The following is a 27,000-nucleotide window of genomic DNA, read 5'->3' as shown; positions in this document are numbered from 1 at the left end:
GATTAATTAGTGGAAAGAAAAGGTAATAGGTACGGCGGTATAACTAGGCGCAGGAACCTTATGCAGCTCATAAGTATTGCGCCACCACTCCTGTATCAGCGCCTTGATTTCACCAGCGCCCAACGATCCTGCGACGTAATACATGGAACGGATGCTGGCCAGCGCTTCCACCTGCTGTAACTGGCTTTCTGCCTCACGGTATACACAGCACCAGTAAGCTGCATTGACTGCCAGCCAGTGGCGCTTGCTGGTCATATGCTCAGTGTCATTAAAGAAAAACGGATGCAGGGCAACACGATTATTTTTTACAGTGCTTTTTTCCACAAAGAGAATGGCGTAATTGTGTGGTACGCCCCATGCGGCCAGCTCGCGCCCCAGCTCTTTAGCGTCTACTGAAATAATGGACATTAGTGATTCTCCTGCTGCATTTTGCTTACGATATGAGGCGCAATAATCATCTGCACCCCGTTGCGGCTATTAATCGGATGCGCTTTTTTAATCGGTCTGTCATGTGCTGTACGGGCTGAAAAATCAGAGTCCCGCAACGATCCGAATCCCTCAAAAGTCAGACGCGCCCTGGATATGCCCTGGCGCAAGTGGATCATGGCGCGATAGTCCAGACGTTCGAAAAGTTCACGCCAGCAACACTTGCTAAGACTGGCTTTAAACTCCCCGGATCCGGAAGAGACGCCCGCAGCATGAAGGACAACCCCGCGCCACTCCGGCGTTAACTTGTCCCACCAATCAGCGGCTTCACTGCTGTTACTGAAATATTTGCGGCGTATGTTGCGCAGCTGCGCAAGCCCCAGCTTTTGCTGTTCCTGATTAATGGCCATACTGCCCCCGGACTAATCCCATCAGGCGATGCCACCAACGGCGGCGCGGTTGATGCGCCGTAAATTTATATACGTGGCTGGGATTCCAGCGCTGACCATCTGGCAGCTCAATCCAGCCAGTTGAACCGCAGGCTAGCTGCATAGGTGGTGACTGGTGCTTCAAATAGGTAACAAAGGCTTTCATTGTTTTCCCTCACATCATTCCTGTGACGTTAGTTGTCACGATATCGACAGCAGCAGCCAGCACCGGCGCGGACTGAATACGGCTTTCAACGGTATAAGCCAGCACGGAAAGGCTGCGGATGGCATCGCGGGCGCGATCAAGGATTTGAGTTCGGCGGGCGGAGGTCATGCACTCCGTTGATACGGCTTCCCCAGCGATCGCACCGACACTGGCGGTGGCGGTCAGGGCACAAAACTGCATATTCCCCGGCGTGGCATTGTTCACTGGAACTGACGGCAGGCAATTAATCTGGCTCAGAAGCCCATCCAGCAGGCGGGCATCTTCTGTGTGGTCAGTAATTGCCAGCAATTCATCGCACGTCAGGCGGTGCGGTTGCACCGGATTCAGTTTATTGCGCAGCATTTGTGGGCGCATCCCTACAGCCGCTGCAACTTCTTCCAGGTTATGTACCATCGCAAACGCTCGGCAAGCAGCATCAAAATGCGCATGTTTAGAAGTTTGATAATCAAACATATGCTTCGCCTCTAACTTAATTCAAAATGAACAAATCAATTCGCTATATGTGACAATTATTTGGCCTGTAGCCAGTCAAACCAGTCGACATATACATGCTCTTTCGGTTTTGACTTAGGAAGGATTCTTATCCGTCCAATCGACACCCAATAACGACCAGTGCGGACTTTTATACCTACACGTTCACAAAATGTTTTAAGGGGTACGTAACGACTTTCTTGATGTGTTGCAGCTACAGTTTTCATAAGGCAAAATCTCCTATCCGATTGTCACTAGCGGTCACTACTGACAACCATCGTTAACAAACTACATTCGACAAGCAAATAAACTACAAACGAAACAATGCGAAGAGTATTTATTAATTTGTCGTTTGTCAACCATTGCGAACTACAAACATGAAAAACTACAACATTAAAACTGGTGCCAGAGAAGCAGTCGAACGCATCTGCGAGGCATATGGTTTTACTTCACGACTGCAGTTATCCAACTACCTAGGCATGTCAGCTAGCGCACTTAGTACAAGGATTATGCGAGATAATTTCCCTGCTGACCTTGTCTTACTTTGTGCTTTAGAAACAGGAGCTTCCATTGAATGGCTGACTACTGGTGAAGGGGTTACATTCGATCCAGTGGCTAGCGATACAAGCCGAATCCCAGCATTCAAAATTGATGGTGCTGACCTAGTCAGACAATCATCCTTCCTTTTTGACAAGGCAATGTTGCCTAACTACAAAGGTGAACTACAAATAATTACAGACGGCAACACACGATATTTTGTTGATATTGCAGCCCATTCAAACACTGATGGAAAATTCCTTATCGAATACTCAGGAACCAAAAGCATCAAAGATTTAGTTGTTTTACCTGGCGATAAGCTACGAATTGATTGGGGTAAATACCCCCTGGACTGCAACGTTTCTGATGTGACTCTTTTGGGGAAGGTAGTTGCCACCTACCTGATTAATGAAAAATGACTGTAAGAAAAACACCAGAAGGGGAATGGTTATGCGATTTACGTCCTAATGGCGTAAAAGGAAAACGCATACGCAAAAAATTCGCCACAAAAGGAGAAGCATTGGCTTATGAAAAGTTCATTTCAAATGAACTAGAAGAAAAACCTTGGCTTGGAGAGAAACAGGACAACCGGCGACTTTCTGAATTAATTGAGCAGTGGCATGCCTTATATGGTCGTACTCTTTCTGATGCAGACCGTATGATGTCAAAATTGAAAGGTATTTGTGCTGGCATGGGAGATCCAATTGCATCACAGATTACCGCCGCTGATTTTAGCGCCTACCGAGAAGGTAGACTTAAAGGTGAAATACCCGATATTAACGGGCGGTGTATGCCCATACAACCACAAACTGTCAATCATGAGCAGCGAAATTTATCTGCTGTATTTGGGACATTGAAAAAACTAGGACATTGGTCTTTAGCAAACCCTTTAGCGGGGATTCCAACATTCAAAGTAGATGAAAAAATGGTCTCTTTTCTTTATCCACAGGAGATCAGAACATTGTTGGAATATTTATCAGACTCCAATAGTCCTCATGTGCTAATCATAGCAAAAATTTGTTTGGCCACTGGTGCCAGGTGGAGTGAAGCAGAGAATTTAGAAGGGGCACAGGTTACTCCTTATCGAATCACATATAAAAACACCAAAAATGGCAAAGTGCGCTCAATTCCTATTTCCAAACAACTTTATGAAGAAATTCCTAAAAAACGTGGGCGGTTATTCACGCCATGCAGAAAAACTTTTGAGCGTGTTGTTGCCAAAGCAGGCATTGAACTACCCGAAGGACAATGCACACATGTGCTTCGCCATACATTCGCCAGTCACTTCATGATGAATGGTGGCAACATACTGGTACTTAAGGAAATTTTAGGTCACTCAGATATTAAAATGACAATGATTTACGCTCATTTCGCACCTACGCATTTAGAAGATGCAATAACAAAAAATCCATTAACCATGCTTGATTAGAGATATCAAAATGTTCACAGCAATTAATCAGTGCATTATTATAATTAACATAATATTCATAATAAGTTATATTTTCTATTTGTTTAAAAATAACTCTTTCGATATGAATGCTGAACCATTGACACGCCAACCACTTTTCAAAGCCGCGCTTCTCATTCCGATTGTTAGCTTTTTACTATTAGGTGGCATCGTATGGAAAGGGCATAGTTTTCAAATTGATGCTGATGGATTTAATAACTTCCTGACAATAAGTAAACTACCTTTAGCAGTTCTTTCGCTGTCAATACCTTTTGGCGTAATTGTTAATAACATACACAGAACCATTCAAACAGACAAACAAATAAAAGAAGCTCAGAAAAAAAACACTATGGATGGATTTTATTCCCATAGAAAAAACACTATGGAGATTATACAAAATATTGAGTTCACCTATACATATTATCTTGCGAGTAAGAAACCATTAGAATTCAGAAATAGCTACTCTTGTTATAAAGTATTCTATCCATATGCCAATGCATCAAGTTTAAACTTTAACACTTCCATATCATTTATTACAAAATCAGAACGTCTTTGGGCACGTATGGCAGAATTAATCATCAAACCTTATATATTAGGAACAGCACAGTATTTTATCCATATTAATAAATTAGAAGAATGCCTGAGAGAAATTCACATTGCATACATGTTTAAAGATATTGATAATGACCAGGTATTTACATATAACTTCATAGAAAATGATGACATCTACGAATTTAGAACCCGTTTCAATTCAGAAAAAGACTTTAGACATAGCTTAGGTGCATATTGGCACGCTCATCTTTCAATTATGGAATTACTTGAACATAAACTTACTGATGATTTTAAAATAAAAGTTAAACCCGTAGTTGATTACACCCTTGAACAAGAACCTCGATTTTCTATATGGGGCGGCAACCGTCTTGTCAACGCAACCATCCCACAAATAGTTAAGACCTGATCCATATTTTGTCCATCCAAGGTGTAAACGACTGTCTACCAGTGTTAACCGTTGTCATTCATTCTTTTGATTTTATTGATAAATATATGTTTTTAAAAGACTAACAAAAGAATGTAGGAATTTCGGACGCGGGTTCAACTCCCGCCAGCTCCACCAAAATTCTCCATCGGTGATTACCAGAGTCATCCGATGAAGTCCTAAGAGCCCGCACGGCGCAAGCCCTGCGGGCTTTTTTGTGCCCTCAATTTGTCCCGTGAAGTCCGAAGAGAACTAATTAAATCCGAACCTTTTAGGCCCATTGATAGGCCCAACGAAAAGCTCTATTGTTTTCGTTGGGCCTAAACGCATGGAGACTCCCCATGGCAAGAAAAACCAAGCCGTTAACCGATACGGAAATCAAAGCCGCCAAACCTAAAGATGCCGATTACCAGCTGTATGATGGTGACGGGCTTACTCTGTTAATCAAGTCCAGTGGTAGTAAGCTCTGGCAGTTCCGTTACTATCGACCTCTGACAAAGCAACGAACCAAGCAGAGCTTCGGTGCCTACCCTGCCGTCTCACTTTCTGATGCGCGTAAACTCAGAGCTGAATCTCGAGTTTTATTGGCGAAAGACATTGATCCTCAGGAACATCAGAAAGAACTGGTGAGAAATTCTCAAGAGGCCAAAACCAACACTTTCCGGTTAGTTGCCGAGCGTTGGTGGAATGTGAAGAAAGCCAGCGTAACAGAGGACTATGCCGACGATATATGGCGCTCACTTGAGAGAGATGTTTTCCCAGCAATCGGTGATATCAGTGTCACTGAGATTAAGGCTCATACTTTGGTTAAAGCAGTTCAGCCGGTTCAGGCCAGAGGTGCATTAGAGACAGTCCGCCGCCTTTGTCAGCGTATTAACGAAGTCATGATTTATGCGCAGAATACAGGCCTGATTGATGCGGTTCCCAGCGTAAATATCGGGAAAGCATTCGAGAAACCGCAAAAGAAAAACATGCCAAGCATCCACCCAGATCAACTTCCACAGCTAATGCAAACTATGCGTACGGCAAGTATCAGCCTGTCCACACGATGCCTGTTCATGTGGCAGCTTCTCACCATCACCCGCCCTGCCGAAGCTGCTGAGGCTCGATGGGATGAGATCGATTTTGATGCTAACGAATGGAAAATTCCGGCAGCTCGAATGAAGATGAACCGGGAGCATACAGTTCCATTATCTGATGGAGCTCTCGCTATTCTGGAAATAATGAAGTCATTCAATGGTGGCCGAGAATTTATCTTTCCCAGTCGCATCAAACCTACCAAGCCAATGAACAGCCAAACAGTGAATGCAGCACTCAAGCGTGCTGGCTTAGGGGGCTTACTCGTATCACACGGTTTACGTTCTATCGCTAGTACGGCACTCAATGAGGAAGGATTTCCGCCTGATGTCATTGAAGCAGCACTGGCTCATGTAGACAAAAATGAGGTACGTCGCGCTTATAACCGCAGTGATTACCTTGAGCAACGTCGCCCTATGATGCAATGGTGGGCTGATTTCGTGATGGCAGCGGATCGCGGAAGCGTGATTGCAGATGGGATAAAAGGGATGCGGTTAGTGGGATGATAAGAATGGGTTAAGTCCAGCTCAGATTTTCCCCATAGATAGGTTAAAACTTAATCTTTGAATCAAATACTTACTGGATCTGACTGTCCTTAACTGGACTAACCCTACCTCAGTAGACATATTCTGTCCTCACGACGAAACCGGTTCTTAAGCCTCCGGACTGACGCCTCCGAGGTTGCTTTGAACCGCTCCAAGTTTCCGGGAGAATGTTGAACCTGTAAACTCAGCCACGGGACCGCTCAACCTACTATCGAACATCTGGTATGAACGTTGCCTCCATAGACGATGGAACCTCCGCCAGCCCACGAAGACTGCTCCTATGTGCTTGTTCCGATGACACAGGTACTAAGTCTATGGGGACGATTCCAGCTCATGGCATATCGGTCCGCCCCCTAGTATATCACTCACGTATTTTTCTTGATTAAATATAACTGCTATGATCGGCACAACTATTCTGATGGTATAGAATAAATTGCAATTCGTAATATTAAAACATTAATGGACGAGGAAATAATATGCAAGGTTTAAATTACCTTTCAGAAATTGAAAAATTAAAGCTTTTCAAAAACATTCGAATTGGAATGAGTTCAGAAGAAGAATTTGATGCTTTCCTTACCTCTGTAGGGAATGATGAAAATAAAAATGAAATAAAAAGGCGAATTAACGGTTTGTTTTTAGAGGATGAATTCGCTTTGCTGTGCTTTTTCATGGAAGTATGTACAAGTCTAACCTCTTTAGGTCAATCACCAGTAAATAACACTGGCATTAAGGTGCCAGATTATCTGGCTAGTTTTAACATGCCAAAAGGGAAGGAATTAAAATGTTTTATTGAGGTAAAGACGAGCAATGCTCTAGAAACTAAAAAAATATCAGGCTCTTTCTTAAATAAGTACAGTGAGTTTTGTCATAAATTCCGACACCCTTTATTTATTGCATCACGCATACATCAAAACAATCTTCTTTTCTGGATATTGCAAAGCGAGAGCGAGTTTATAAACTCTGGTCGAAAAGTAGATGTGAGTAACATAACAAATAATAGTGGATGTATTCTTTTGGATGATTGGTTTATTTCCTCAATTAATGTTTTAACAGTGACAATTAATTTTAGCGAGCACCCTTTAGTATCTCAGGCCAGATATGAGGACAAGGGATATTTACATCAAATTACCGTATCGCAGAAGCATGAAGGAAGTATTTGCGAGTTTGATCTTAACGAGAAAGAATTCGTTTTAAATGCATTCCTAGATGAGTTTCAGTCTAATGATACTTATCATAAAGAAAAAAATATATTAGTAAGAGAAATACCTGAACACTCTTCTAATTTAATAAGCAGTTTATTACTAAAAATGAATATGCGAGTAATTGATTCAGAAAGTCCAGATGACAGATTGAATGCCAGTAGAATGTTGGCAAAAATAGAATCAGGTTATAGTACTTACATAAACAAAAGTTATCTTAAAAAAATAATAGATAGTTTGAATAAAAAATCAATCGTAAGTGGTGCTGGTATTATTTTTGCCCCAATGGGGCTTGGGAGTAGCCATGATAGAAAAAAGAAATTGGGTGAATTACTCAAAATTTCTAGATGATCTAATTATGTACTTAGATGTCTGATGTCCAAGGTTTCTGTTCTGCGCCTTTATTGGCGCTTTTTTTCTTTAGCGTTGCGTTAAAGGCAGCCTTAACTACGGCGTCATTTCTAGACCAATCTTCAATCAACCGGGGAATTCTTGCAAATAATACAGCTAAGTCTTCCTGTTTTTCTTCAGGGGAACCGGGATAGCCATGCTCTTGAATAAATATGCTTACATCCTCATCAATCAACTCTATAGCCTCTCTCCTGTTTCTCCAGCCATCCGCAGGCTTGTTGCAATACAACAAACGGATAATTTCAGCTTTTAGAGGAGCGTAAAGCGATGCTTTTGCTTTACCCCCATTAGTGGCCTGTTCTTTTTTTTTCGCCTCAGTGTTTTGCCATATTTCATGGTGAACAATTCCATGGCACATGTCGAGAAGTTCTGTCGATTTGAGCAACAACGTGAGACCATCACGCCAATCTGAAGCCACGAGATGTATCCCTAGGCACCAGTATATTGCAGCCAGAAAGATCCACTCATCTATTGATTCCTGGATAGTGTCAACCTCTTCATACAATATATGGTACGACTGATTTTCCAATTCACGACGCTTCGCTGTGTCCAGCATAATATCATTGACTATTTTGTTAATATGAGTATCGCCATCATTTAAACAGGTTATACAGCTTTTCCATCCAACCGCACGTAGAGCGAGCACCAGTCTACTTTTCTTTAAGTTGAATGATTCCTTTATCGCATCGACAAAAAAACAGAGATTAAAATCATCCATAAATCAATAACCTAACTCGTGTAAAAAATGAGGTAACGCAGCCGTATACCTTATACCCGCGTTAATGAATAACCTTCCTCTCATCCAAAGCAAACTAAATTAGAGGAAACAACACTATGCAATCATCTACTGTAAAAATCCTACGCATGCGAGCAGTTACGGTCAAACTCGGCATCGCCCGCTCCACCATTTACGACTGGCTCAATCCGAAATCACCACGCTACGATGCAACTTTTCCGCAGCAGCGGCGCTTAGGGCAACAATCTGTGGGTTGGTTGGAGACAGAACTGGATCAATGGCTGCTTCAACGTGAAATACCACCGACATCTATCTAACCGCATGTTGCCTTGACATTACCGGAGGGAGCGCCTCCGGTATGTCATGGCGGATATCGAGAAAATTCCTAGCTATACTTTTAAAACCATGCGTTATTTAAGCAGCCCTTTTGCTGAACTCATTATGCCAGACAAGAATTTTTGTTATATCTGCATTCAATTCATCTGGAGTTGGTAATTCAACAGGAGCTTCGGGTGATTGGCTATGTTCATAGCATGAGTATTTAGTCATTATCTCCTCTATTAAATCACAGTCAGCAACGCTGATTTTAGCTAGCTGATGAATTTTTCCTTGAGTGTTTACGGCACGTCGGTGTCTTTGTATCACGTCAGCTAAAAATACGCACTCTACTATCCGCTCCGTTAATATTCTTAAATCACTGCATATTGCTTTTGCAAGTGGATAGTATGCTTCCTGGCCCAACTCGTCATAGATTTTGCGAGCTTGAGAAACTCTTTCTCCTTGCAAATTCTTAAGAGCTGATTCAGGCTTTTTACCATATAAAGGTACCTCTCCCGATTCACCTGCTCCCCATGGTTCCTGACGTATATGGATAGTATGAATTTCATCAGCTTTCTCTGACAGCATACCTAACATACTTAAACGATGAGTGAAAATTATAACTTGGCGAGTTTGGCTCAATGCAACTAGCCTCTCAATAGTTTTTTCTTCCCATGTTTGATCTAACGATGATATCGGGTCATCAAAGATAAATGGAGCTATATACGGTTTATCAATTACATCAGCAAGAAATGCTGCAAGAGAAATAATTCGACGCTCACCCTCACTAAGGATCGATTCAACACTTACATTATGTTCAGCTGATTTTAATTGTAACCTATGAAGAGATTTACCTTTTTGTGCCTTTGTTTTGACAAGCTCCACTCTCAAACGAGTAGCCCCAAGAGAAGTCAATTCTTGGTTAAATCTTTTTACATATGCGTCAGTAATTATTGCATCAGCGATTACACTTGCTTTTGTTGATATTGAACGTGAGCTTGCGGATGTAATCCACTTATCATACTGTTTTAAACTATTTAATCTAAGTATCTCTTGTTGAACTTGTTCTATTTGCTGAGATATAAAGTATTTAGCTTCAAGGTTAAGTTTTTCTTTTTCCGCTTGAGCTCTATTGAATTGTTGTGAATCTTTCTCAAATTGAAGCGCCTCTGCCTCAATCTGAATACAGTATTTTTGAAGTATGCCTTCATTTTGAGAGAAATCTACTAATTCCTCTAATTGATGTGATGGTTGTTTATCCAGTAAGCCGAGCCTGATTTTTCCTGCTGACTCCCAGAAACTTTTAGCGAATTGTTTCCAATCCTCACCAAGACCTGCGGCTTCGCATTGAGTTTCTATTTGTTCAGATGTTGGTATAAGAGGCAAACTACTTAACATATTAGAGTACAAAACTTCAGACTGCTTTGCTTCTGCTTCTAACTTTCCTTGAATAAATGTCTCAAATTCACGAAGGCGCAATTGTGCTTCAATAGAAAGCTCTTGGTGACATAAAACACAATGAGCATTCTCTATTACAGGAAAATCTTGTGTAGGATAGGCTGAGGCTTGAGAGTACGCTCTGGCAGCTTCCCACATTGCTCGCCATGTTTCTGAACCGATCCCTTCAAAGATGCCGGCACTTACTGATGCCGCTTCGCTTGCCATTCTTCTTGCTTTTTCTGCCTGTTCGCGTAGTGTATCAATATTATTCAGATTATCTTTTTTATATTTTAAAGTAGCTTGCTGTAATTTCTTAATGAACAACTCAACCTGCAGTTTTGTAGCTCTTAACTGCTTTGCTTTTGCCTCTGGATCTGTCTCTTTTAATCGATTAGTTAGTAACGTAATATTTTTTTCATCATCTTCTAACCACGATAATTTGCTACAAACAGATTCTGTCGTGATATTGGGTTTTAATGAATTGTAAAATACAGCAAGGTCTGTATTAGAATAATTAGCAGGAAGCATAGGAAGAGCGGTAGTAAGCTTTCCTTGCTCTTGTTGAAGCCTGCTTTTTACCACATCACAAATCTTAGCTAACTCTTCAAACATACCTATGAGTGGAGGAGTATATGTTGCAGGACTTTCCTTACTGAGGTAATACGTAGCCTCATCGCTATCAAAGATATCAATCCCTTTAAGATTATTGATGGCCCCATCGTTTACAAACCATTCTTGGGTACTCTCTTGTGATGAAACCATATACGACACATCACATTTTTGATGCTTTGGAATAGGCTGAAATACATTATGCCTAATAGATTCAGCCCTTGACTTACCCGTTATATTTTTTAAAATCTTTGTGTAACTAGATTTACCAGAACCATTATTGCCATAAATCACAGTCAAGTTACCAGTTCCAAAAATCAATGGCTTTCTGGGAGCTAGATTCTCAATACCTTGAATATTCTCGATCCTGGTAAGTCTCAACTCAATAGGAATGGATGCTGTTGAAATTAGCTCCACAAATTGCCTATGTGATGTTATTGCTTGCCCGTCCGAAGTTTTAATCTGTTCAGTTAATCTTATAAGATCTTCTTCAGCAGCAGCCCCCTTCCTTAGAAGAATTTCAGCAGCTTCTTGCAGCCAGTCCTGCTGTCCATGTAACCACGTTATTACATCTTGCTGCAAATCATCCATATAGTAAGTCCTTATAAAACAGAGTATTACTTAACTTCTTCTAAGTCGCTCTAAATCGAATAGCAAACACTAGCATAAAAAACAATCGGTTAGGTGTGATAGAGCTCAATAATTGTAGTCGCTACAGGAGTCACAAACCACTTAACTGCAAATGTATAAGGCATGCAGTAGAGTAGCTGACATGATCAACAGTACCTCAACGTTCTACCCGCGGCTCATCCCAATGGAACGATACCCATCGTCATAACATTTGGTATGTTCTTTAGCCAAGTACTCCATACGGTCCAGTAATTCGATAACGTGTTGCATATAGTTAGGTGAATTCCTGTTTAAATAATAACATCCATTTAGAGTCATATTCGCTAAAGCCAAATATTGTACCGGATTAAGTCCTAACGCACTGCACCATGCTTGTTGGATTAAAGCAGCCAGACTGTCATCTGCATCATATCTCCCGGCACCATGGTAGAAGTCTTTATTCAGCAATAGCAGAACATGGTAATGCTTACGACGGTTACGCTCACCGACTTCACGTACCCATACGTACCGTAACCGGTTAGCCCAGTTACGTTTCCAGCGTTTGTTCTTACGCTGACAATCCACCAGCAACTTAGCCTTCAGAGATTCAATAAAACGAGTAACCTCTCGGTTCGAATCACCATACTGATAACGACGAGGAAAACGTAAATCAACACGTAACGCTACGGTACGAGGAAACTCATTTGTTGCATTACGAAGAACATCGTAAAATGCCTGCTGGTAATCAGCACTCAAGGAATTACTTGGCATATAAACACCTGAATAAATAGTTCACTCAATATGTAAAATTGAGAACAGTAAGAGTAAGTAACCATACGATTAACAATCATGGTAATGTTACATGCAGATATGCATATGAACATTATCGGGTGATAGTCATTAACCGTATGATGTCAAATACTTAATATAACTAGCTGACTGCATGGGGTATAGTGTATTAGTATATTAACAACAATTAATCTGGATAAAGAGTAGATGTATTACTAATAAACACCCACCAGTAACAGGTATATATTACCCACAGACACCACTAAATATTCGTAGTGTATATTACTAATAAACATATATTACTATACCGACAATAAATCCATCAGTGGAAATATAACAATAAGCCCCTCCACCTGAGTAAATCTTACGGAAAATGGTAAGTTAGATAATCATTTTACTCTGATATTATTTTTCAACAATTTTGGGTATTTCCACAGGCAAACCTCGCGATTAGTTGCGATCAGTCGCAACTATCGCGGCCAGTAGTGCTTATACGCTGCATTTTTTGTAACCGGATTGTTGCGAAAATAACGGCCTGCATAAACCATTCGTGCCTTGCGTCTTGAGCGAACGATGTTTATCGCGCCTTCCTTTTCAAGTCTCTCAATGACTCTTTCCAGTAACTTGCCTTTACGTAATACATTAGGCCCGGCATTTCGTATTGTATTAAATCTGACATGATCCATCTCTGTTTTATAGTACTCACGACGAATCCATGATAATAGCAGCACTTCATAGTAACTCTCCTGAGCCCCAAAGACCTTTATTGCCTGTTGCATGTACCATTCACACAGCAACCAGGCATTTTCGACATATTCTTTTTTTATCGCGCATTCACCTTCAGTGACAGAAGCGGAGACACTACAAAACAGATTGCTAGGTGGGCTCGATGTAGCAATGAGTACTGTTGAATTAGCCGGAGCTACGATTTTATGCGCGGCTCCTGACCCAACTATGTTGACCAAAGCGGCCTGTGTCGTCGTTGGCGCCCATGGACTCGATAGCCTTCATGCATCAATTGACCAAATCATCACAGGCCGCGATACCCGTACAGCGGCTTACCAGTTAGCTGTTGAAACTGCACGTCAGTTAGGCGCCGACGAAAAGACAGCAATGAGCATTGGCCTGACCGTAGATATTGCTGTCCCGGCTGCATTTGGCCTCGCTTTAGGCGCTGCTCGTGTTGCTTATGTCCGCGCAGGAAATTTTAGAATCATAGATCATGAAGCCGTACGCCCAGTAAAAATTGGCGGTCACACGCTATCCAAACACGTATCGATTTCAGAAAAAGAGTTACTGGAACGTCTGGCGCGAAGCCCTCAGATGAGGTCTGTATCATCATTTTATTCTGTACAACATGCGGAAAAGGCTATCAGTAACGCATTAAAAGCCAATAAACTCAAAGTAGTATATTGGGCAAATTCAGGCGCAGGTTCTCGTCCACTTGAATTGACCTATAAAACCGGTAGTGCAATTGGATACGGGTTCCGGCAAGGACTAAATGTCAAAGAAACCAGTTATACTGTCCGTGTAGTGTTACTGAAACAAGTTTATCAGGGGAAACCGTACTATGTTCTCACGTCTTACCCATATATGGGATAAAAAACCGGGTCGTAAGTACCCTGCCATACAGGATATGCTCACTATTTATTTTAGTAACGAGCACGATGATTTTGGCAATTCGATTAATGAGATTATCGACAGATATCGTGACTATAGTATTTCATCAATTGAAGATGCTAAATTAGAAATTTCCTCTTTATTAGAAATCGAAGATGAAGAAGCGCTTAGCTCCATTATGAAGAAAATTGCGAATGACAGGTTCCATCCCGAACCGTGGGGTGAAACATGGCGTAGCTTCCTGGAAAAAATCCTTTTTTTATTAAAACATTAGCATCAAAAAGATCTTATTCAGTAAGTTCTAATCTGCATTAAGAAGATCGCTTACTGTTAATATTATTTCAGAGTATCGAGTTATTTATATTCAGGCCAGATATTTTTGCCTTGTAAGTCCGGTGCTATTTCTGACTATCGTTTATCCAGATATCTGACATACACTGTAGCATCGGGCCATTGGGTATTGCCGGCCACAGGGGAGAAACTAATATGCAACTAACAGAAGCTCAACTGATGACCCGAGTTCCTGTCTGGCACGCATTATCGGAGCTGTTTACCGGGCGCGAACTCCAGGACTACGACTACCGATGGATGGCGCAGAAGTTAAAGGAGTCTGGTTTAAGTCGGGAAGAGATCTTTGTGATTCTGGATGAGGAGGTTGCCCCTGCCCTCCGGTCAAATCTTCTCTACAACCCAACGCCGGTGATGGACGGTTGGTCAGAGGAAGATATTAAACAGCTCGTTACAGAGTATGTATATAAGAAGCCGACAATTATCGAGCGCATTATTCCAACCCGCTTACTGCTGAAACAGCGACGTAAACATATTCAGGATGAACTCACCAAGCTTTTCGATGAGCTGGATAAATGCTTCTAAAAGGGTTTTAAGCGAAGCGATTGGCATACGTTTAGGTATACACCCAAAAGCCAGGTTCAAGCAGTACAGGAAATAAGACGTTGTGGAATTAGAGATGCCGTGAATATATTCACTTTCACCTGATAAAACGGACACTCCCTTACGGAAGTGTCCGTTTTGTCTTTCAAACGTCAGCTGCGGGTTACGCGCCTACCGGCACATCGTGCGCGGTGTTTTTCAACGCCGGTCCGGTGTACTTCTCGATCTGCAGCTGCGACATCTGGCCACAGTTCCCCTGCGCCAGGCTGGAGGAGCCGACGTCAAAGGTCAGACAGTTGACGTTACCGTTTTTACACAGCGATCCCGGCTGCGACGGATCGGCCGGATCAAACCATGCCCCTTCACTGATGCGCACCACGCCTTCGCGAACGTTATCGGTAATCACCGCTCCGACCAGGATCTGCCCGCGATCGTTAAAGGCGCGAACCAGATCGCCTTCGCTGATGCCGCGTGCGCTCGCATCTTTCGGATGGATCCAGATAGCTTCACGATCGGCCACCGCATATTTCTTGCGCAGCGGCGTATTATCGAGCTGAGAGTGCAGACGGTTAATCGGGTGACCGGTATTGAGCGACAGCGGATATTTCTCGGCTTCCGGCCCGCGATACCACTCGTGCGGCGGCATCCAGGTTGGAATCGCTTTACAGTCCTCGTAGCCCATTTTGGCGATGGCGTCAGAGTAGATCTCGATTTTCCCTGACGGCGTTCCCAGCGGGTTGAGCAGCGGGTTCTCGCGGAAATCGGCGAAACGCACCCATTGGGTGTTCTCTTGCGGGATCGGGAAGCGAATGTAATTGTTGGAAGCCCAGAACATATCAAACGGCGGCAGCGCCACGCGGGCGTTGCGCGCCTGGGCTTTCATCTCGTCATACATGCCCTTCAACCACAGCATCTCATCTTTGCCTTCGGTAAAGGCCTCATGCACCCCAAGGATCTCGGCAATCCCCGCAAAGACATCAAAGTCGTTTTTCGCTTCGTTCTGCGGCGGTACGCACTGGCGCAGCGGGAAGACATAAAGCTGCGAATAGTCGCCGCCCATGTCCATGTCGTTGCGCTCGTAGGTGGTGGTCACCGGCAGTACGATGTCGGCGTGTTTCGCCGTCGCCGTCCAGTACGGTTCGTTCACCACCACGGTTTCCGGATGCTGCCAGGCTTTCACCAGGTTGTTGGTATCCTGATGCTGGTGGAAGGTATTACCGCCCGCCACGTACACCATTTTAATATCCGGATAGGTGACTTTCGTGCCGTTATAGTCGATGGTCTTGCCTGGATTCGCCAGCGCATCGGCGATGCGCGCCACCGGGAACGGCGTAATATCTTTCGCCGCCGGCGACGTTGGGCTACCAGCGGAGATCCCCGCCAGAATGCCGCCGCGCGCGGTTGGGCTACCGCCGGAAGAGTAGTGATAACTAAAGCCGAAACCGCCGCCGGGCAGGCCAATCTGCCCCAGCATCGCCGCCAGCGTCACCATCATCCAGTGGGCCTGTTCGCCATGATGCTGACGCTGAATGCCCCATCCGCCCATGATCATGGTGCGATGCTTCGCCATATCTCGCGCCAGCTGCTTGATGGTCTCAGCATCAACGCCGCTGATATCCGCAGCCCAGTTGGCATCTTTGACGACGCCATCTTCTTTACCGTTCAGGTAGGCTTCAAATTTATCGAACCCTACGGTGTAGGTTTTCAGGAAATCTGGGTTATGTAGATTTTCTGCCAGCAGCGTATGGGCTACCCCCGCCATCAGCGCGCAGTCGGTATAGCTGCGCGGGGCGATCCACTCGGCGCCTAACTCACGCGCGCTGTCGCTGCGCACCGGGTCGATACAGATCATCCGGGTGCCCTTTTTCTTCAGCGCTTCAAAACCCGTCTGGCCGACGTGATCCGGCAGGTTCCAGCTGTTTTTCAGCGTGATCATTGGGTTACAACCGATCATCACCACCAGCTCGCTGTTATCAATCACGTTTGGCCACGCGGTCTGCTGTTCGTAAACTTCAACAGAGCCGACCACGTGCGGCATAATCACCTGCGCCGCGCCGGTGGAGTAGTCACCGGAATAGCCGACAAAGCCGCCCGCCAGGTTCATCATGCGCTGCAGCAGCGTTCTCGGGTTGTGGAACATCCCGACGCTTTTCCAGCCGTAAGAACCGGCATAAATAGATGATGGGCCATGCTCTTTTTGCAGACGGCTGATTTCTCCCGCCACCAGATGCAGGGCTTTATCCCAGCTGACGCGGACCCACTCATCGCGGCCGCGCAGCTCTGGCTTACTGTTTTTCGCTCCGCCTTCTAACCAGCTTTTACGCACCATCGGATATTTAATCCGGTTTTCGGCGTGAACCTGATACGGCGCCATGGTAATCAGTTCGTTGGGATACGGATCGTCTTTGATCGGGCGAACGTCAACCATTTTGCCGTCGCGGACGATGGCTTCAAACGCGCCCCAGTGAGCGCCGGTGAGAATCCCACTTTCCGCCTGGCGCAATGCAATAAACTGCGGCATCGCCTGGCTGATGGCCTCCGCCAGCGCCGAACGCGGCCACAGCCCCGCCAGCAGCGGCGCCGCCATCAGGGCGCTGGCGCCAGCCAGAAAACGGCGACGCGTCAGATTCATACCGGATTCCTGGCTCTGATCCGCCATGTCATAATCGTTATTCTTTTTCATCATGGCTCCTTATTGTTTGTCCTGATTGGCCGCTGCTGGCATGTCGCTCGCATGTTTTTGTACGTACTGGGTCAGGAGACGAACCTGTTCCTGAGTCAGTGAAGTACGGCCGGACATACCTTTAACCACCCCAATCCACTGGTTGGCGTTAAAGCGATTCAACTCGGTCAGGCCATGACAGCCGGTACAGTTGTTAGCCATTAATTCAGAAGCGTAACTCCAGATTTTTTGCTGATCGCCAATCAGATTTTTCGCAGGCAGCCAGACCTGCAGATCGACTTCATGCCAGACCTGTTTAGTCTCTTCATCGGTAACGGAGCCAGACACTTTTAACGCTTTGCGAGCTTCTTCGCCCAGCAGCGCGCTCATGATGCGTTTACCGCGCGCGGCGTAGAAGGCTTCGGTAACGCCATCCTGTTGCCAGCCATGAACATCCGCCAGCACCATGTCGCCTTCACGTTTCACCACTTTCACTTCAGTGGAGGCCATCAGGTTACCGTCGTTATGGTCGCCCGCTTTCTCGCTCAGCCAGAACGGCTGGGTCTGAATGGTGTAAAGGGTGGTCGCGGTCGCCGGGGTTTTCGCCGCCGCGTTAGCGAGCTCGCTCGCCCCTGCCGCCGCCAGGCCGCTCATGTTCGGCAGAATATGCGCCACGCCTTTATGGCAGTCGATGCAGGTTTCGCCCTCTTTGATCGCGACCGGATGCTGCTTACGGGCTTCAGGAGTCTGTGCCAGAATATCCATCGCTTTATAGTCGTGGCAGGAACGGCAGGTCGCCGAATCGCTCTTCTTCAACCCATCCCAGACGCTCTGGGCCATCGCCAGTTTATGCGCCTCGTATTTTTCCGGGGTGTCAATTTTGCCGGTCATTTCACCCCAGACATCTTTCAGGGCGCCAATTTTGGTCAGCATATAATCGATCGGCTGATGAGGAACGTGGCAATCGGCGCACTCGGCGCGAATACCTTTATCGTTCTGGAAATGCACGCTGCCCTGATATTCCGCCAGAGGCTGCTGCATGGTATGACACGACACACAAAATTCGGTATCGCTGGTTTTATGCATAATAGTCGCAGTGCCGGCCAGCAACACCACGCCAATAATGATCCCAACCAGCAAGGCGATAAATATAATTTTTCGCCTACCAGAGCGTTCCAGTGAAAGTTTACTCATCTTATTATTTAACCCTTTTCCTAAATGAAAGACGCAAAAGTCCCTGCCAGATGGCAATCGTTATATAAATAAATTTATAACGATTACACTCACCTTCTAATCCAACTGTGTTTTTGGAGATTTTCGGAGCCAGGATAATCAGCCGGGGATGATTATCCTGTGATTTCAGAGCGATAACCCATTGCAAATCCAATATGCCTTCGAGCAATACTCACGTTATTTTAATTATTTCAGTGTAGCGGCTTGTTCTTTTTTCGCCCGGTCAATACTACGAATGATAATTTCACGTTGAGTATCATCCGCCGGTAACAGTTGCAGCATCAGCTGCCACGCCGCGATCGCTTTGTCATACTGCTGATGTTCAAAGGCGTTAAACGCCGCGAGGCTAAGCACCCGCACATCGTTATGATTATTCTTCAGCAACGTATCGAGCAGTTGCTGGGCTTCACGGCTATCGTTGGGATCCGTAGAGTGAAGTAACGCTTCGGTATATCCCAGCTGCGCATCGGCGTTGCCTGGCGCCAGCTGTCGTGCCTTATCAAACGCCTGTAACGCGGCGCCTGGATTATTGAGCACCAGTTGCAGCCTGCCGAGCATCGTCCAGCTCAGCTGGTCGGCCGGGTATTGCTGCAGGCGGGTACGTAACCCCAGCGCCAGTCGAAACAGCTCTTCTTCCGACAACGGTTTGCCCTGCGGATCCATCACCCGCTGCATCAGCTGCGGCGTTTGCTGGACAACTTGCTGCCACTCAACCACGCGGGTCATGTAACTCGTTCGGATAAAAACCCCTACGCATAAAGAGGTTAGTATAATAACCCCAAGAATATACACCCAATAACTACTATTTTTGTGATTCGTTTCGGCAGATTCAGGCAAATCTTCCAATAAATTCAAGCGTAAATCGTCAACCAGCTGCTGTTGCTGCGCCGCGTTCACCGCTGAAAGATCCTCATCAAGCTCCTGCAGGCGCGCCCGATAAATCATATGGTTCATGGTATTGCGGTCAACGCGCTGCCTGCCGCTCCACGGAATAAACAGCAGCGCCGCGGTTCCCAGCAGTAAAACCAACATGATGAGCAAAGCGACAATCATTTCAGGGTCCTTTTATTGTCATCAAGCAGCGCCTTTAGGCGTTCCTGTTCCTGCGCGCTCAGTTCGCTGACGCGTTCAGCCCGCGAGCGACGGCTTAAACGAAAAATCACCAGCGCGCCGCCCAGTACAAAACAAGCCGGCAGCAGCCAGAGGATAATCGTCGCGGGAGTCACCGGCGGTTCGTAGGTCACGAAGTTGCCGTAGCGCGCCACCATATAATCGGTGATTTGCTGATTGCTTTGTCCCTGCTCCATCAATTGCCAGACCTTTTTGCGCATGTCGGCGGCAATCATCGAGTTCGAATCGGCAATACTGTTGTTCTGGCATTTCGGGCAGCGCAGCTGTTCGGTCAACTGGCGGAACTGCTGCTCCTGGGCCTCATCTTTAAATGGATAGGTATCAATCGCCGCCAGCGCCTGAAACGAGAGCAGCGCCGTCAGTAAAGTGATGAGCGGATATTTCACGCGCCCCCCTGCTGGCTGTATTTATTCCACAGCGGCAGAATCTCCTGCTGCCAGACCCGCTCGTTCACATCGCCGGCATGGCGATAGCGGATAATGCCTTTGCCGTCGATGAGGAAAGTTTCCGGCGCGCCATACACCCCAAGATCCAGCCCCAGCATACCGTCGCCGTCAAACACTCCCAGCGCATACGGGTTGCCCAATTCGTGCAGCCAGTTCACCGCTTTCTGGCGATCGTCTTTATAGTTGATGCCAACGATGCGAATGCCCTGCGCCGCCAGAGAGCGCAAATACTGATGCTCCGCCCGACAGGTGGGGCACCAGGTGGCCCAGACGTTAATCAGCACCGGTTTAACATTGATAATGTTAGAGGGATCCAGCATGACATCCGGTTTTTCCAGTGACGCCAGGCGGAAATCCGGCAGAGGTTTACCCACCAGCGCAGATTCAAGCACGGTAGGATCGTCGCCGTCGCTATTGCGCATCAGTTGCCACATCAGCGCCGCCGCCAGAATCAGGAAGATAGCCAGCGGTAAATATAAGACTTTGCGGTTCATCACGCGTTCTCCGGCAGTGATTTACGTAAGCGGTAACGTGGGTCCAGGATGCACAGCACGCCGCCAAACGCCATTAACATCCCGCCGAACCAGATCCAGCGAACAAAAGGTTTATAGTACAAGCGCACCGCCCAGCTACCGTCGGCCAGCTCTTCACCCAGCGCAGCGTACAGGTCGCGCGCCAGCCCGCCGTCGATGGCGGCTTCGGTCATCTCCATCCGGCTGCTGCTGTAAATGCGTTTCTCCGCCCGCAGCGTACTCACGTGATGGCCATTCTGCGAAACTTCGATCACCCCTTCACCGCCAAAGTAGTTCGGCCCGGTGATATCCCGCACGTCACGGAACACAAAGTGATACTGGTGGATATCGACGCTATCGCCCGGCTTCATTCGCACGTCGCGTTCGATGCTGTAATTCTGACTGAAGGCGATGCCAATGACGGTGACCACCAGCCCCACATGGCCGGCGACCATTCCCCAGTGGCTGCGTCCGAGGCGGGTCAGCCCGCGCCAGAAGGGGTGGCGGTCGGTGGCGCGCTCCACCACTTCCATCACGGTAAGCACGAATGCCCACAGCGACATCAGCAGGCCAACTACGGTCATGGCTTTAATACGATCCTGCATCAGCCACGGCAGTGCGATGGCCAGTACGACGGCAACCACCGCGGCAATCAGCAGCCGCTTACGCAGCTTGTGGAATTCATCGCGACGCCAGCGCACCAGCGGCCCGATCCCAAGCAGCAACGAGAACGGGATCATCAGCGCAATAAAGAGGGAATTAAAGAACGGCTCGCCGATAGAAATGCTGCCTAGCCCCAGTAGCTTGTGTATCAGCGGCAGCAGCGTCCCCAGCAGTACCACCAGCATGGCGGCAATCAGCAGCACATTGTTGCCCAGCAACAGCGACTCGCGCGACCACAGTTCGTGACGCACCCGGGAACGTACCTTGCCGCCTTTGATGGCGAATAACAGCAGCGAACCGCCGATAGTGATCACCAACAGCGCCAGAATAAACATGCCGCGCGTAGGATCGGAAGCGAAGGAGTGTACGGAAATCAGTACCCCGGAACGCACCAGGAAGGTGCCCAGCAGGCACAGCGAGAACGCCAGAATCGCCAGCAGCACGGTCCAGGATTTAAAGCTGCCGCGCTTTTCGGTTACTGAAAGCGAGTGAATCAGCGCGGTTCCCGCCAGCCACGGCATCAGGGAGGCGTTTTCTACCGGATCCCAGAACCACCAGCCGCCCCAGCCGAGCTCATAATAGGCCCACGCCGACCCCAGCACGATACCGACCGTCAGAAAGCTCCACGCCGCCAGCGTCCACGGCCGCGACCAGCGCGCCCACGCGCTATCAAGGCGCCCGGTCATCAGCGACGCAATGGCGAAAGCGAAAGCCACGGAGAAGCCCACGTAGCCCATGTACAGCATAGGCGGGTGGAAGATCAGCCCGATATCCTGCAACATCGGGTTCAGATCGCGCCCTTCGATGGGGAAATCAGGTAGCGTGCGCACGAACGGATTTGAGGTCAGCAGGATAAACGCCAGGAAGCAGAAGGAGATCATCCCCATCACCGCCAGCACGCGCGAAGAGGCTTCCAGCGGAATATTACGGCTCAGGGCCGCGACCGCGCAGGTCCAGCCGCTCATCAGCAATACCCACAGCAACAACGATCCCTCGTGCGCCCCCCAGGTCGCCGCGACGCGATACCACACCGGCAGCAGCGTATTCGAGTTACTGACGACATACAGAACGGTGAAGTCATTCACCACAAAGGCGTACACCAGAATGAGAAACGCCCCGAGGATGGCGGCAAACATCGCTACCGACAGCGGCTTCGCCAGCGCCATCATCCGCGCATCCTGCCGCATCGCGCCCCAGCTGGGAAATAGCGCCAGCAGGCAGGAAATGCCCAACGCCAGGCACAGTAGGAAGAGGCCGATTTCAGGGATCATTGCGCGGCTCCCTGCGGCTTCTCAGCCGGATGATGATTCTCTTCCATCGCTTCTTTCACTTCCGGAGGGGTGTAATTTTCATCGTGTTTCGCCAGCACTTCTTTCGCGCGGATATGCGTCCCGTCCTGCAGCGTCCCCTGGGCTACGACCCCCTGCCCTTCGCGGAACAACGCCGGCAGGATCCCGGTATAGCTCACCTCGACGACGCCGCGGGCATCATAGAGTTTGAAGGTCACATCGAGGGTTTTATCGTCACGCTTCACGCTGCCGGGCATCACCATGCCGCCGATACGTAGACGCTGCCCCGGCTCTGGCTTCTGGCCATTTTCCCGTTTGCCGTATATCACTTCGCCCGGTGTATAGAAGAGATCGATATTGGAGCTTAATGCATACATCACCAGACCAACGGTCAGCGCCAGCCCCCCAATCACTCCGCAGGCGAGCCAGAGACGTACTTTACGCCGAGGATTCACAACGCATCTCCCTTCATTGACCTTTGCTTACGCGCCGCCGATACCCGGCGCTCGCGCGCCATCTGCCGGCGTATATCCGCCAGTAGCGCCCGGCGCTGCCAGCGGGTGTGGATGAACAAAATCAGCAGCGCGATGACCGTCACTGCAACCGCCAGCCAGACATAAAAGGCGTAGCCGCCCATCTGCCAGAAATCGCTCCAGGAGTGAAAAGCGCTGGTCATGAGTTCTCCTCACGCTTACTTGCGCCAGCCAGCGCCACGACCCACGGGCGGCGGCGCTCCTGCAACAGAATTAAATTACGCATACGCATTAATGTCAGAGTAATAAAGAGGAATAAGAAACCGAAAATGGTTAAACGCAACGGCATGCGCATCGACGGGTCGATGGTTTTCTGCATATTGGTCGAGCCCTGATGCAGGGTGTTCCACCACTCCACGGAATAATGAATAATCGGCAGGTTGACCACCCCGACCAGCACCAGTATCCCGGCGGCGCGCCCGGCCAGCCGGCGATCGTCAAAAGCGTGATACAGGCCAATCACCCCGACGTATAAAAACAGCAGGACCAGTTCGGATGTCAGACGCGCATCCCACACCCACCAGGTTCCCCACATCGGTTTTCCCCACGCGGAACCGGTCACCAGCGCAATAAAGGTATAAACCGCGCCTGGCAGCGCCATCGCCATCACCGCTTTATCCGCCATTTTCATCTGCCAGACCAGGCCGACAAAAGCGGTCACGGCCATTGAGCCGTAAATCCCCATCGACCACATCGCCGCCGGGACGTGCAGATACATGATGCGATAGCTTTCACCCTGTTGATAATCTGCCGGGGCGTAGACAAATCCCCAGACGCAGCCCACCACCAGAAACAGCGCGCTGAGGATAGCCATCAGCGGAATGCATCGTCCGCATACGCTATACAGGCGCTCTGGAATGGCGAGTTGATGTAACACTTTCCACATTTTTTTTGCCTCATTGCCCCGAGGGAACGGGAATTATTGCACGCTAATTCTGAGTGCCGCCGCGGTAGCAAACGGACTTAAAGTGGCGCTTCCTGCCAGAAAGGCGCCAAGGATGGCCATATAGCCGTCAACCGGTAACTGCATCTGCGCCGCGCCCACGGCGGCGGTGGCGAAAATCAGTAACGGAATCATCAGCGGCAGCACCAGCAGGCTCAGCAATACGCCGCCGCGCCGAAGGCCGACGGTCAGCCCCACGCCGATGGCACCAATAAAGCTCAGCGTTGGCGTGCCCATCAATAGCGTCAGGGCCAGCACCTGCCACTCCGCCGTCGAAAGTCCGAATAACATGGCGATCAGCGGAGAGATTATCAGCAGCGGCAGCCCGGAGACCACCCAATGCGCCGCAATCTTTGCCAGCACCACCAGCGACAGCGGTACCGGCATCAGCATCATTTGCTGCAGCGAGCCATCCAGCCAGTCATCGCGAAACAGCCGGTCCATTGCCAGCAGCGAAGAGAGCAGCGCCGCCACCCACACAATGCCCGGCGCAATCTGCCGGAGCAGCTGCGGTTCAGGGCCGATACTGAGGGGGAACAGGGTGATAATAATCAGGAAAAACCACAGCGGGTTGATAATTTCGGCGTAATTGCGAAAGGCAAGGCGCAGGTCGCGCCAGAAGATCTGCTTGATCATGCCGCAGCCGCCTCATCGTCATTCAGCATAATCGTGCGTAAGGGAACGCAGAGCGGGCGCAGGGGTTGATGGGTGGTCAGGATGACCGCACCGCCCTGGCCGACGTGCTGCTCCAGCCGGGTGGTCAGCGTTTGTACGCCAGCCGCATCGAGCGCGGTGAAGGGTTCATCTAAAATCCAGAACGTCGCCCGGCTGAGCCATAGTCTCGCCAGCGCGACGCGCCGCTGTTGCCCTGCGGAGAGTTGCGCTACGGGAACATCTTCAAAGCCCACCAGCTCAACCTGCGCCAGCGCCTGCCAGCGCGCCTCAATGGTCGCCTCGGGATGGTAAAAGCGCAGATTTTCGTCCGCCGTGAGCGCCCCTTTCACACCAACCTGATGACCGAGCCATAAGAGCTGCGCGTGCCAGCTATCGCGAGTACGCCGCAGCGGTTTGCCCTGCCAGAGAATTTCCCCTTCTTCTGGCGTCGATAACCCGGTTAAGAGATGTAATAACGAGGTTTTTCCCGCGCCGTTGGGGCCTGAAATTTGAATAATCTCGCCTGGCTGTACCGAAAACGATAAGTGGGTAAAAAGGGTTCGTTCATCCCGCAGGCAGGCGATATTTTGTATGTCCAGCATCAGAAAGCAGGTCCAGTCCGGGCGTCAGCGCATTCAAGTGCCTTATTATAACGAAAGAAAACAATCTGTTTTGCTGAATGTATTAAAAATTTTATACCGGAGCTAAGCGGGTAAAAATGCTAAAAACACATAATCGAACATGCCAGTAGCGGTTGCATTTTCACCACTACCGGCATTCCCTTCTTTAGCGATGCAAGCGTAAGGTGCTGGCAATAGAGGATATTGCCGCAATAGCGCAGGCGAAGCCAAACACATAAACGGCAAACTGTGCGCCGTCTGGGCCGGTTAAGCCGTTCAACAGCGCAATGACCATCGCCACCAGCGCCGCCCCGATGGACTGCCCTGTCGTCCTGGCTGTTGATAGCACGCCGGAGGCCGTTACCGTGCGATTTGCTGAAACATTGGCAAACATCTCCTTGTTGTTTGGCGGCAGGAATAAGCCATACCCCACCCCGCAAACGGCAACGCGCCACAAGAAATCATTCACCGTCGCGGCGTGCGGCAATAGCGCCAACGACCCTAAGCCAAGACAAAAGATAACCACCCCGACGGTAGAAATTTGCGTCGGATTAAAACGGTTTGACAGTCTTCCCGCTACCGGGGCGCAGAAGGCGACAGCCACCGGCCACGGCGTAAAGATAAACGCCGATTCAAGCACTGAATAGTGATAGCTATGTTGCAACACAAACGGTAAGCCGACCAGCGCCATTCCCTGAGCCACGAACATAGAGACGGATGAAAGCACCGCAAAGCTATATTGCCGTGAACGAAATATATCAAGCGGCAATAAGGGGTGCTTTGCTCGTGTCTGGACGATAATAAAGAAAGCAAATAACGCCACTGACGCCGCCGCGCAATAGATAAGCGTCAGGCTCTCCCAGCGGCCAATTTGATCGACTGCCACCACCATCAAGCCCAATGCTGCTGCCGAACTCAGAGCCCCTGCCCAATCAAAGCCCTTCTCCTTTTCGTTATCCGCCCCTAATGAAATCAGGGAGAAAATAATCGCAGCGCCGCCAAGCGGGATATTGATATAGAAAAGCCACGGCCAGGAAAGATACGAAATGATAAGTCCGCCCAACGCCGGACCGATTGCCGTGCCAACCGCAAAGGCCAGCGCATTCAGCCCGAATATCGTTCCTAGCGCGCGAGGTGGAAAAATAACCCGATATAATCCCAGCCCCACGCTTATCATGACCGCATAACTTACCCCTTGTAGTATCCGCATGGTAACCAGTACGCCAAAGGTCGGCGCAAGGCTACAGCCCAGCGAAGAGAGCGTAAATAACACCATTCCCGCCGTGTAAAAACGCTTCTCACCGATTCTGCTGCCCAGCGACGCGCAAATCAGCATCGTCGCCGCGCTGGCTACCTGATAGCCGTTGGTGATCCAGATACTGGACGCCGAATCGACCTGTAACGCACTGGCAATGGTGGGCAATGCGATATTGACAATAGAGCTATCCAGCGCCGCCATCAGCACGCCAATTAATATGGCCGCGGCGGCTAAATAGCGCCTCGGCGCCTCAAAACCTTGATCAAGTGTACTACTACTTACCAACGACATATCCGCAGGT

General features: G+C 48.3%; 29 protein-coding genes. 9 read left to right on the top strand and 20 right to left on the bottom strand.

From position 1 onward, the window contains the following. Positions 1-6 precede the first annotated feature (6 nt). Genes ABLV66_RS06100 through ABLV66_RS06085 form a run of 4 tightly spaced genes read right to left on the bottom strand, consistent with a single transcriptional unit; the run spans position 7 to position 1,533 of the window. Positions 7-408, bottom strand: coding sequence for a hypothetical protein (locus ABLV66_RS06100; RefSeq protein WP_115667901.1), 402 nt, complete (start codon positions 406-408; stop codon positions 7-9). Then, positions 408-836, bottom strand: coding sequence for a hypothetical protein (locus tag ABLV66_RS06095; protein WP_032411117.1), 429 nt, complete (start codon positions 834-836; stop codon positions 408-410). Before ABLV66_RS06095 ends, ABLV66_RS06100 begins: the two co-directional genes overlap by 1 nt. Then, positions 826-1,020: a phage filamentation protein Fil family protein gene (locus tag ABLV66_RS06090; protein WP_336186094.1), complete on the bottom strand. Its 195-nt coding sequence runs from the start codon at positions 1,018-1,020 to the stop codon at positions 826-828. Before ABLV66_RS06090 ends, ABLV66_RS06095 begins: the two co-directional genes overlap by 11 nt. Before the next feature lie 9 nt (positions 1,021-1,029). Further along, on the bottom strand, positions 1,030-1,533 hold the full coding sequence (locus tag ABLV66_RS06085; RefSeq protein WP_336186093.1) for a phage regulatory CII family protein: 504 nt from the start codon (positions 1,531-1,533) through the stop codon (positions 1,030-1,032). Between the two features lie 395 nt (positions 1,534-1,928). Between ABLV66_RS06085 and ABLV66_RS06080 the strand changes: the two genes are divergently transcribed. The 5 genes from ABLV66_RS06080 (at position 1,929) to ABLV66_RS06060 (ending at position 7,683) form a co-directional block, all read left to right on the top strand. Beyond that, positions 1,929-2,507 (top strand): phage repressor protein CI, encoded by a 579-nt coding sequence (locus ABLV66_RS06080; RefSeq protein ID WP_064783709.1) that lies wholly within the window; start codon positions 1,929-1,931, stop codon positions 2,505-2,507. Next, positions 2,504-3,517, top strand: a complete 1,014-nt coding sequence (locus ABLV66_RS06075) for a phage integrase (RefSeq protein ID WP_336186092.1) — start codon at positions 2,504-2,506, stop codon at positions 3,515-3,517. Before ABLV66_RS06080 ends, ABLV66_RS06075 begins: the two co-directional genes overlap by 4 nt. 103 nt (positions 3,518-3,620) lie before the next feature. After that, a complete protein-coding gene (locus ABLV66_RS06070) occupies positions 3,621-4,493 on the top strand; it encodes a hypothetical protein (protein ID WP_348876840.1) in 873 nt (290 codons plus the stop codon). Between the two features lie 359 nt (positions 4,494-4,852). Beyond that, positions 4,853-6,094, top strand: coding sequence for an integrase (locus ABLV66_RS06065; RefSeq protein WP_059312510.1), 1,242 nt, complete (start codon positions 4,853-4,855; stop codon positions 6,092-6,094). Between the two features lie 515 nt (positions 6,095-6,609). Next, positions 6,610-7,683, top strand: coding sequence for a hypothetical protein (locus ABLV66_RS06060; RefSeq protein WP_348876839.1), 1,074 nt, complete (start codon positions 6,610-6,612; stop codon positions 7,681-7,683). Positions 7,684-7,696: 13 nt separating this feature from the next. Here the strand turns inward: ABLV66_RS06060 and ABLV66_RS06055 are convergent, their stop codons facing one another. Further along, on the bottom strand, positions 7,697-8,461 hold the full coding sequence (locus ABLV66_RS06055) for a hypothetical protein (protein ID WP_059312508.1): 765 nt from the start codon (positions 8,459-8,461) through the stop codon (positions 7,697-7,699). Positions 8,462-8,577: 116 nt separating this feature from the next. Here ABLV66_RS06055 and ABLV66_RS06050 point away from each other — a divergent pair, with 116 nt between their 5' ends. Then, complete coding sequence (locus ABLV66_RS06050) at positions 8,578-8,796, top strand: AlpA family phage regulatory protein (protein ID WP_071549037.1); 219 nt, start codon at positions 8,578-8,580, stop codon at positions 8,794-8,796. A 97-nt stretch (positions 8,797-8,893) separates the two neighbouring features. Here the strand turns inward: ABLV66_RS06050 and ABLV66_RS06045 are convergent, their stop codons facing one another. From ABLV66_RS06045 to ABLV66_RS06035, 3 genes are all read right to left on the bottom strand, one after another. Beyond that, the gene (locus tag ABLV66_RS06045) at positions 8,894-11,437 is read right to left on the bottom strand and encodes an AAA family ATPase (RefSeq protein WP_348876838.1); all 2,544 of its coding nucleotides are present in this window, start codon (positions 11,435-11,437) and stop codon (positions 8,894-8,896) included. 204 nt (positions 11,438-11,641) lie between these two features. Next, positions 11,642-12,226 (bottom strand): inovirus Gp2 family protein, encoded by a 585-nt coding sequence (locus tag ABLV66_RS06040; protein WP_348876837.1) that lies wholly within the window; start codon positions 12,224-12,226, stop codon positions 11,642-11,644. A 488-nt stretch (positions 12,227-12,714) separates the two neighbouring features. Further along, a complete protein-coding gene (locus ABLV66_RS06035) occupies positions 12,715-13,023 on the bottom strand; it encodes a hypothetical protein (protein WP_348876836.1) in 309 nt (102 codons plus the stop codon). 118 nt (positions 13,024-13,141) lie between these two features. Between ABLV66_RS06035 and ABLV66_RS06030 the strand changes: the two genes are divergently transcribed. From ABLV66_RS06030 to ABLV66_RS06020, 3 genes are all read left to right on the top strand, one after another. Then, positions 13,142-13,846: an RNase A-like domain-containing protein gene (locus ABLV66_RS06030; RefSeq protein ID WP_348876835.1), complete on the top strand. Its 705-nt coding sequence runs from the start codon at positions 13,142-13,144 to the stop codon at positions 13,844-13,846. Beyond that, a complete protein-coding gene (locus tag ABLV66_RS06025; protein WP_047044412.1) occupies positions 13,815-14,138 on the top strand; it encodes a contact-dependent growth inhibition system immunity protein in 324 nt (107 codons plus the stop codon). The genes ABLV66_RS06030 and ABLV66_RS06025 overlap by 32 nt, the downstream gene beginning before the upstream one ends. A gap of 212 nt (positions 14,139-14,350) precedes the next feature. After that, positions 14,351-14,737 carry a DUF7079 family protein gene (locus ABLV66_RS06020; protein WP_348876834.1) on the top strand — a complete coding sequence of 129 codons (387 nt, stop codon included), beginning with the start codon at positions 14,351-14,353 and terminating at the stop codon, positions 14,735-14,737. Positions 14,738-14,918: 181 nt separating this feature from the next. Here ABLV66_RS06020 and torA read toward each other — a convergent pair whose 3' ends face one another. From torA to ABLV66_RS05960, 12 genes are all read right to left on the bottom strand, one after another. After that, positions 14,919-17,438 carry a trimethylamine-N-oxide reductase TorA gene (torA, locus tag ABLV66_RS06015; protein ID WP_348876833.1) on the bottom strand — a complete coding sequence of 840 codons (2,520 nt, stop codon included), beginning with the start codon at positions 17,436-17,438 and terminating at the stop codon, positions 14,919-14,921. 9 nt (positions 17,439-17,447) lie between these two features. Further along, a complete protein-coding gene (locus ABLV66_RS06010; protein WP_006798114.1) occupies positions 17,448-18,611 on the bottom strand; it encodes a NapC/NirT family cytochrome c in 1,164 nt (387 codons plus the stop codon). A gap of 225 nt (positions 18,612-18,836) precedes the next feature. Next, the gene (gene ccmI / locus ABLV66_RS06005) at positions 18,837-19,703 is read right to left on the bottom strand and encodes a c-type cytochrome biogenesis protein CcmI (RefSeq protein WP_045395133.1); all 867 of its coding nucleotides are present in this window, start codon (positions 19,701-19,703) and stop codon (positions 18,837-18,839) included. Further along, on the bottom strand, positions 19,700-20,167 hold the full coding sequence (locus tag ABLV66_RS06000) for a cytochrome c-type biogenesis protein (RefSeq protein ID WP_348876832.1): 468 nt from the start codon (positions 20,165-20,167) through the stop codon (positions 19,700-19,702). Before ABLV66_RS06000 ends, ccmI begins: the two co-directional genes overlap by 4 nt. Then, the gene (locus ABLV66_RS05995) at positions 20,164-20,721 is read right to left on the bottom strand and encodes a DsbE family thiol:disulfide interchange protein (RefSeq protein WP_348876831.1); all 558 of its coding nucleotides are present in this window, start codon (positions 20,719-20,721) and stop codon (positions 20,164-20,166) included. The genes ABLV66_RS06000 and ABLV66_RS05995 overlap by 4 nt, the downstream gene beginning before the upstream one ends. Further along, entirely contained in the window at positions 20,721-22,673 is a 1,953-nt protein-coding gene (locus ABLV66_RS05990) for a heme lyase CcmF/NrfE family subunit (protein WP_020078141.1), read from the bottom strand. Before ABLV66_RS05990 ends, ABLV66_RS05995 begins: the two co-directional genes overlap by 1 nt. Next, positions 22,670-23,146 carry a cytochrome c maturation protein CcmE gene (ccmE, locus tag ABLV66_RS05985; protein ID WP_015703212.1) on the bottom strand — a complete coding sequence of 159 codons (477 nt, stop codon included), beginning with the start codon at positions 23,144-23,146 and terminating at the stop codon, positions 22,670-22,672. Before ccmE ends, ABLV66_RS05990 begins: the two co-directional genes overlap by 4 nt. Beyond that, a complete protein-coding gene (gene ccmD, locus ABLV66_RS05980) occupies positions 23,143-23,367 on the bottom strand; it encodes a heme exporter protein CcmD (protein ID WP_045395139.1) in 225 nt (74 codons plus the stop codon). The genes ccmE and ccmD overlap by 4 nt, the downstream gene beginning before the upstream one ends. Continuing rightward, complete coding sequence (locus tag ABLV66_RS05975; protein ID WP_045378274.1) at positions 23,364-24,110, bottom strand: heme ABC transporter permease; 747 nt, start codon at positions 24,108-24,110, stop codon at positions 23,364-23,366. The genes ccmD and ABLV66_RS05975 overlap by 4 nt, the downstream gene beginning before the upstream one ends. A 33-nt stretch (positions 24,111-24,143) precedes the next feature. Then, a complete protein-coding gene (gene ccmB / locus ABLV66_RS05970) occupies positions 24,144-24,803 on the bottom strand; it encodes a heme exporter protein CcmB (protein ID WP_045378271.1) in 660 nt (219 codons plus the stop codon). Beyond that, complete coding sequence (ccmA, locus tag ABLV66_RS05965) at positions 24,800-25,423, bottom strand: cytochrome c biogenesis heme-transporting ATPase CcmA (RefSeq protein ID WP_316423518.1); 624 nt, start codon at positions 25,421-25,423, stop codon at positions 24,800-24,802. The genes ccmB and ccmA overlap by 4 nt, the downstream gene beginning before the upstream one ends. Before the next feature lie 184 nt (positions 25,424-25,607). Then, a complete protein-coding gene (locus tag ABLV66_RS05960; protein ID WP_348876830.1) occupies positions 25,608-26,990 on the bottom strand; it encodes an MFS transporter in 1,383 nt (460 codons plus the stop codon). Between the last annotated feature and the right edge of the window lie 10 nt (positions 26,991-27,000).

The sequence above is a fragment of the Klebsiella sp. CN_Kp073 genome (assembly GCF_040065495.2).
In the GTDB taxonomy this organism is placed as follows: Bacteria; Pseudomonadota; Gammaproteobacteria; order Enterobacterales; family Enterobacteriaceae; genus Klebsiella; species Klebsiella aerogenes.
This window is presented reverse-complemented; position numbering and strand designations above follow the sequence as displayed.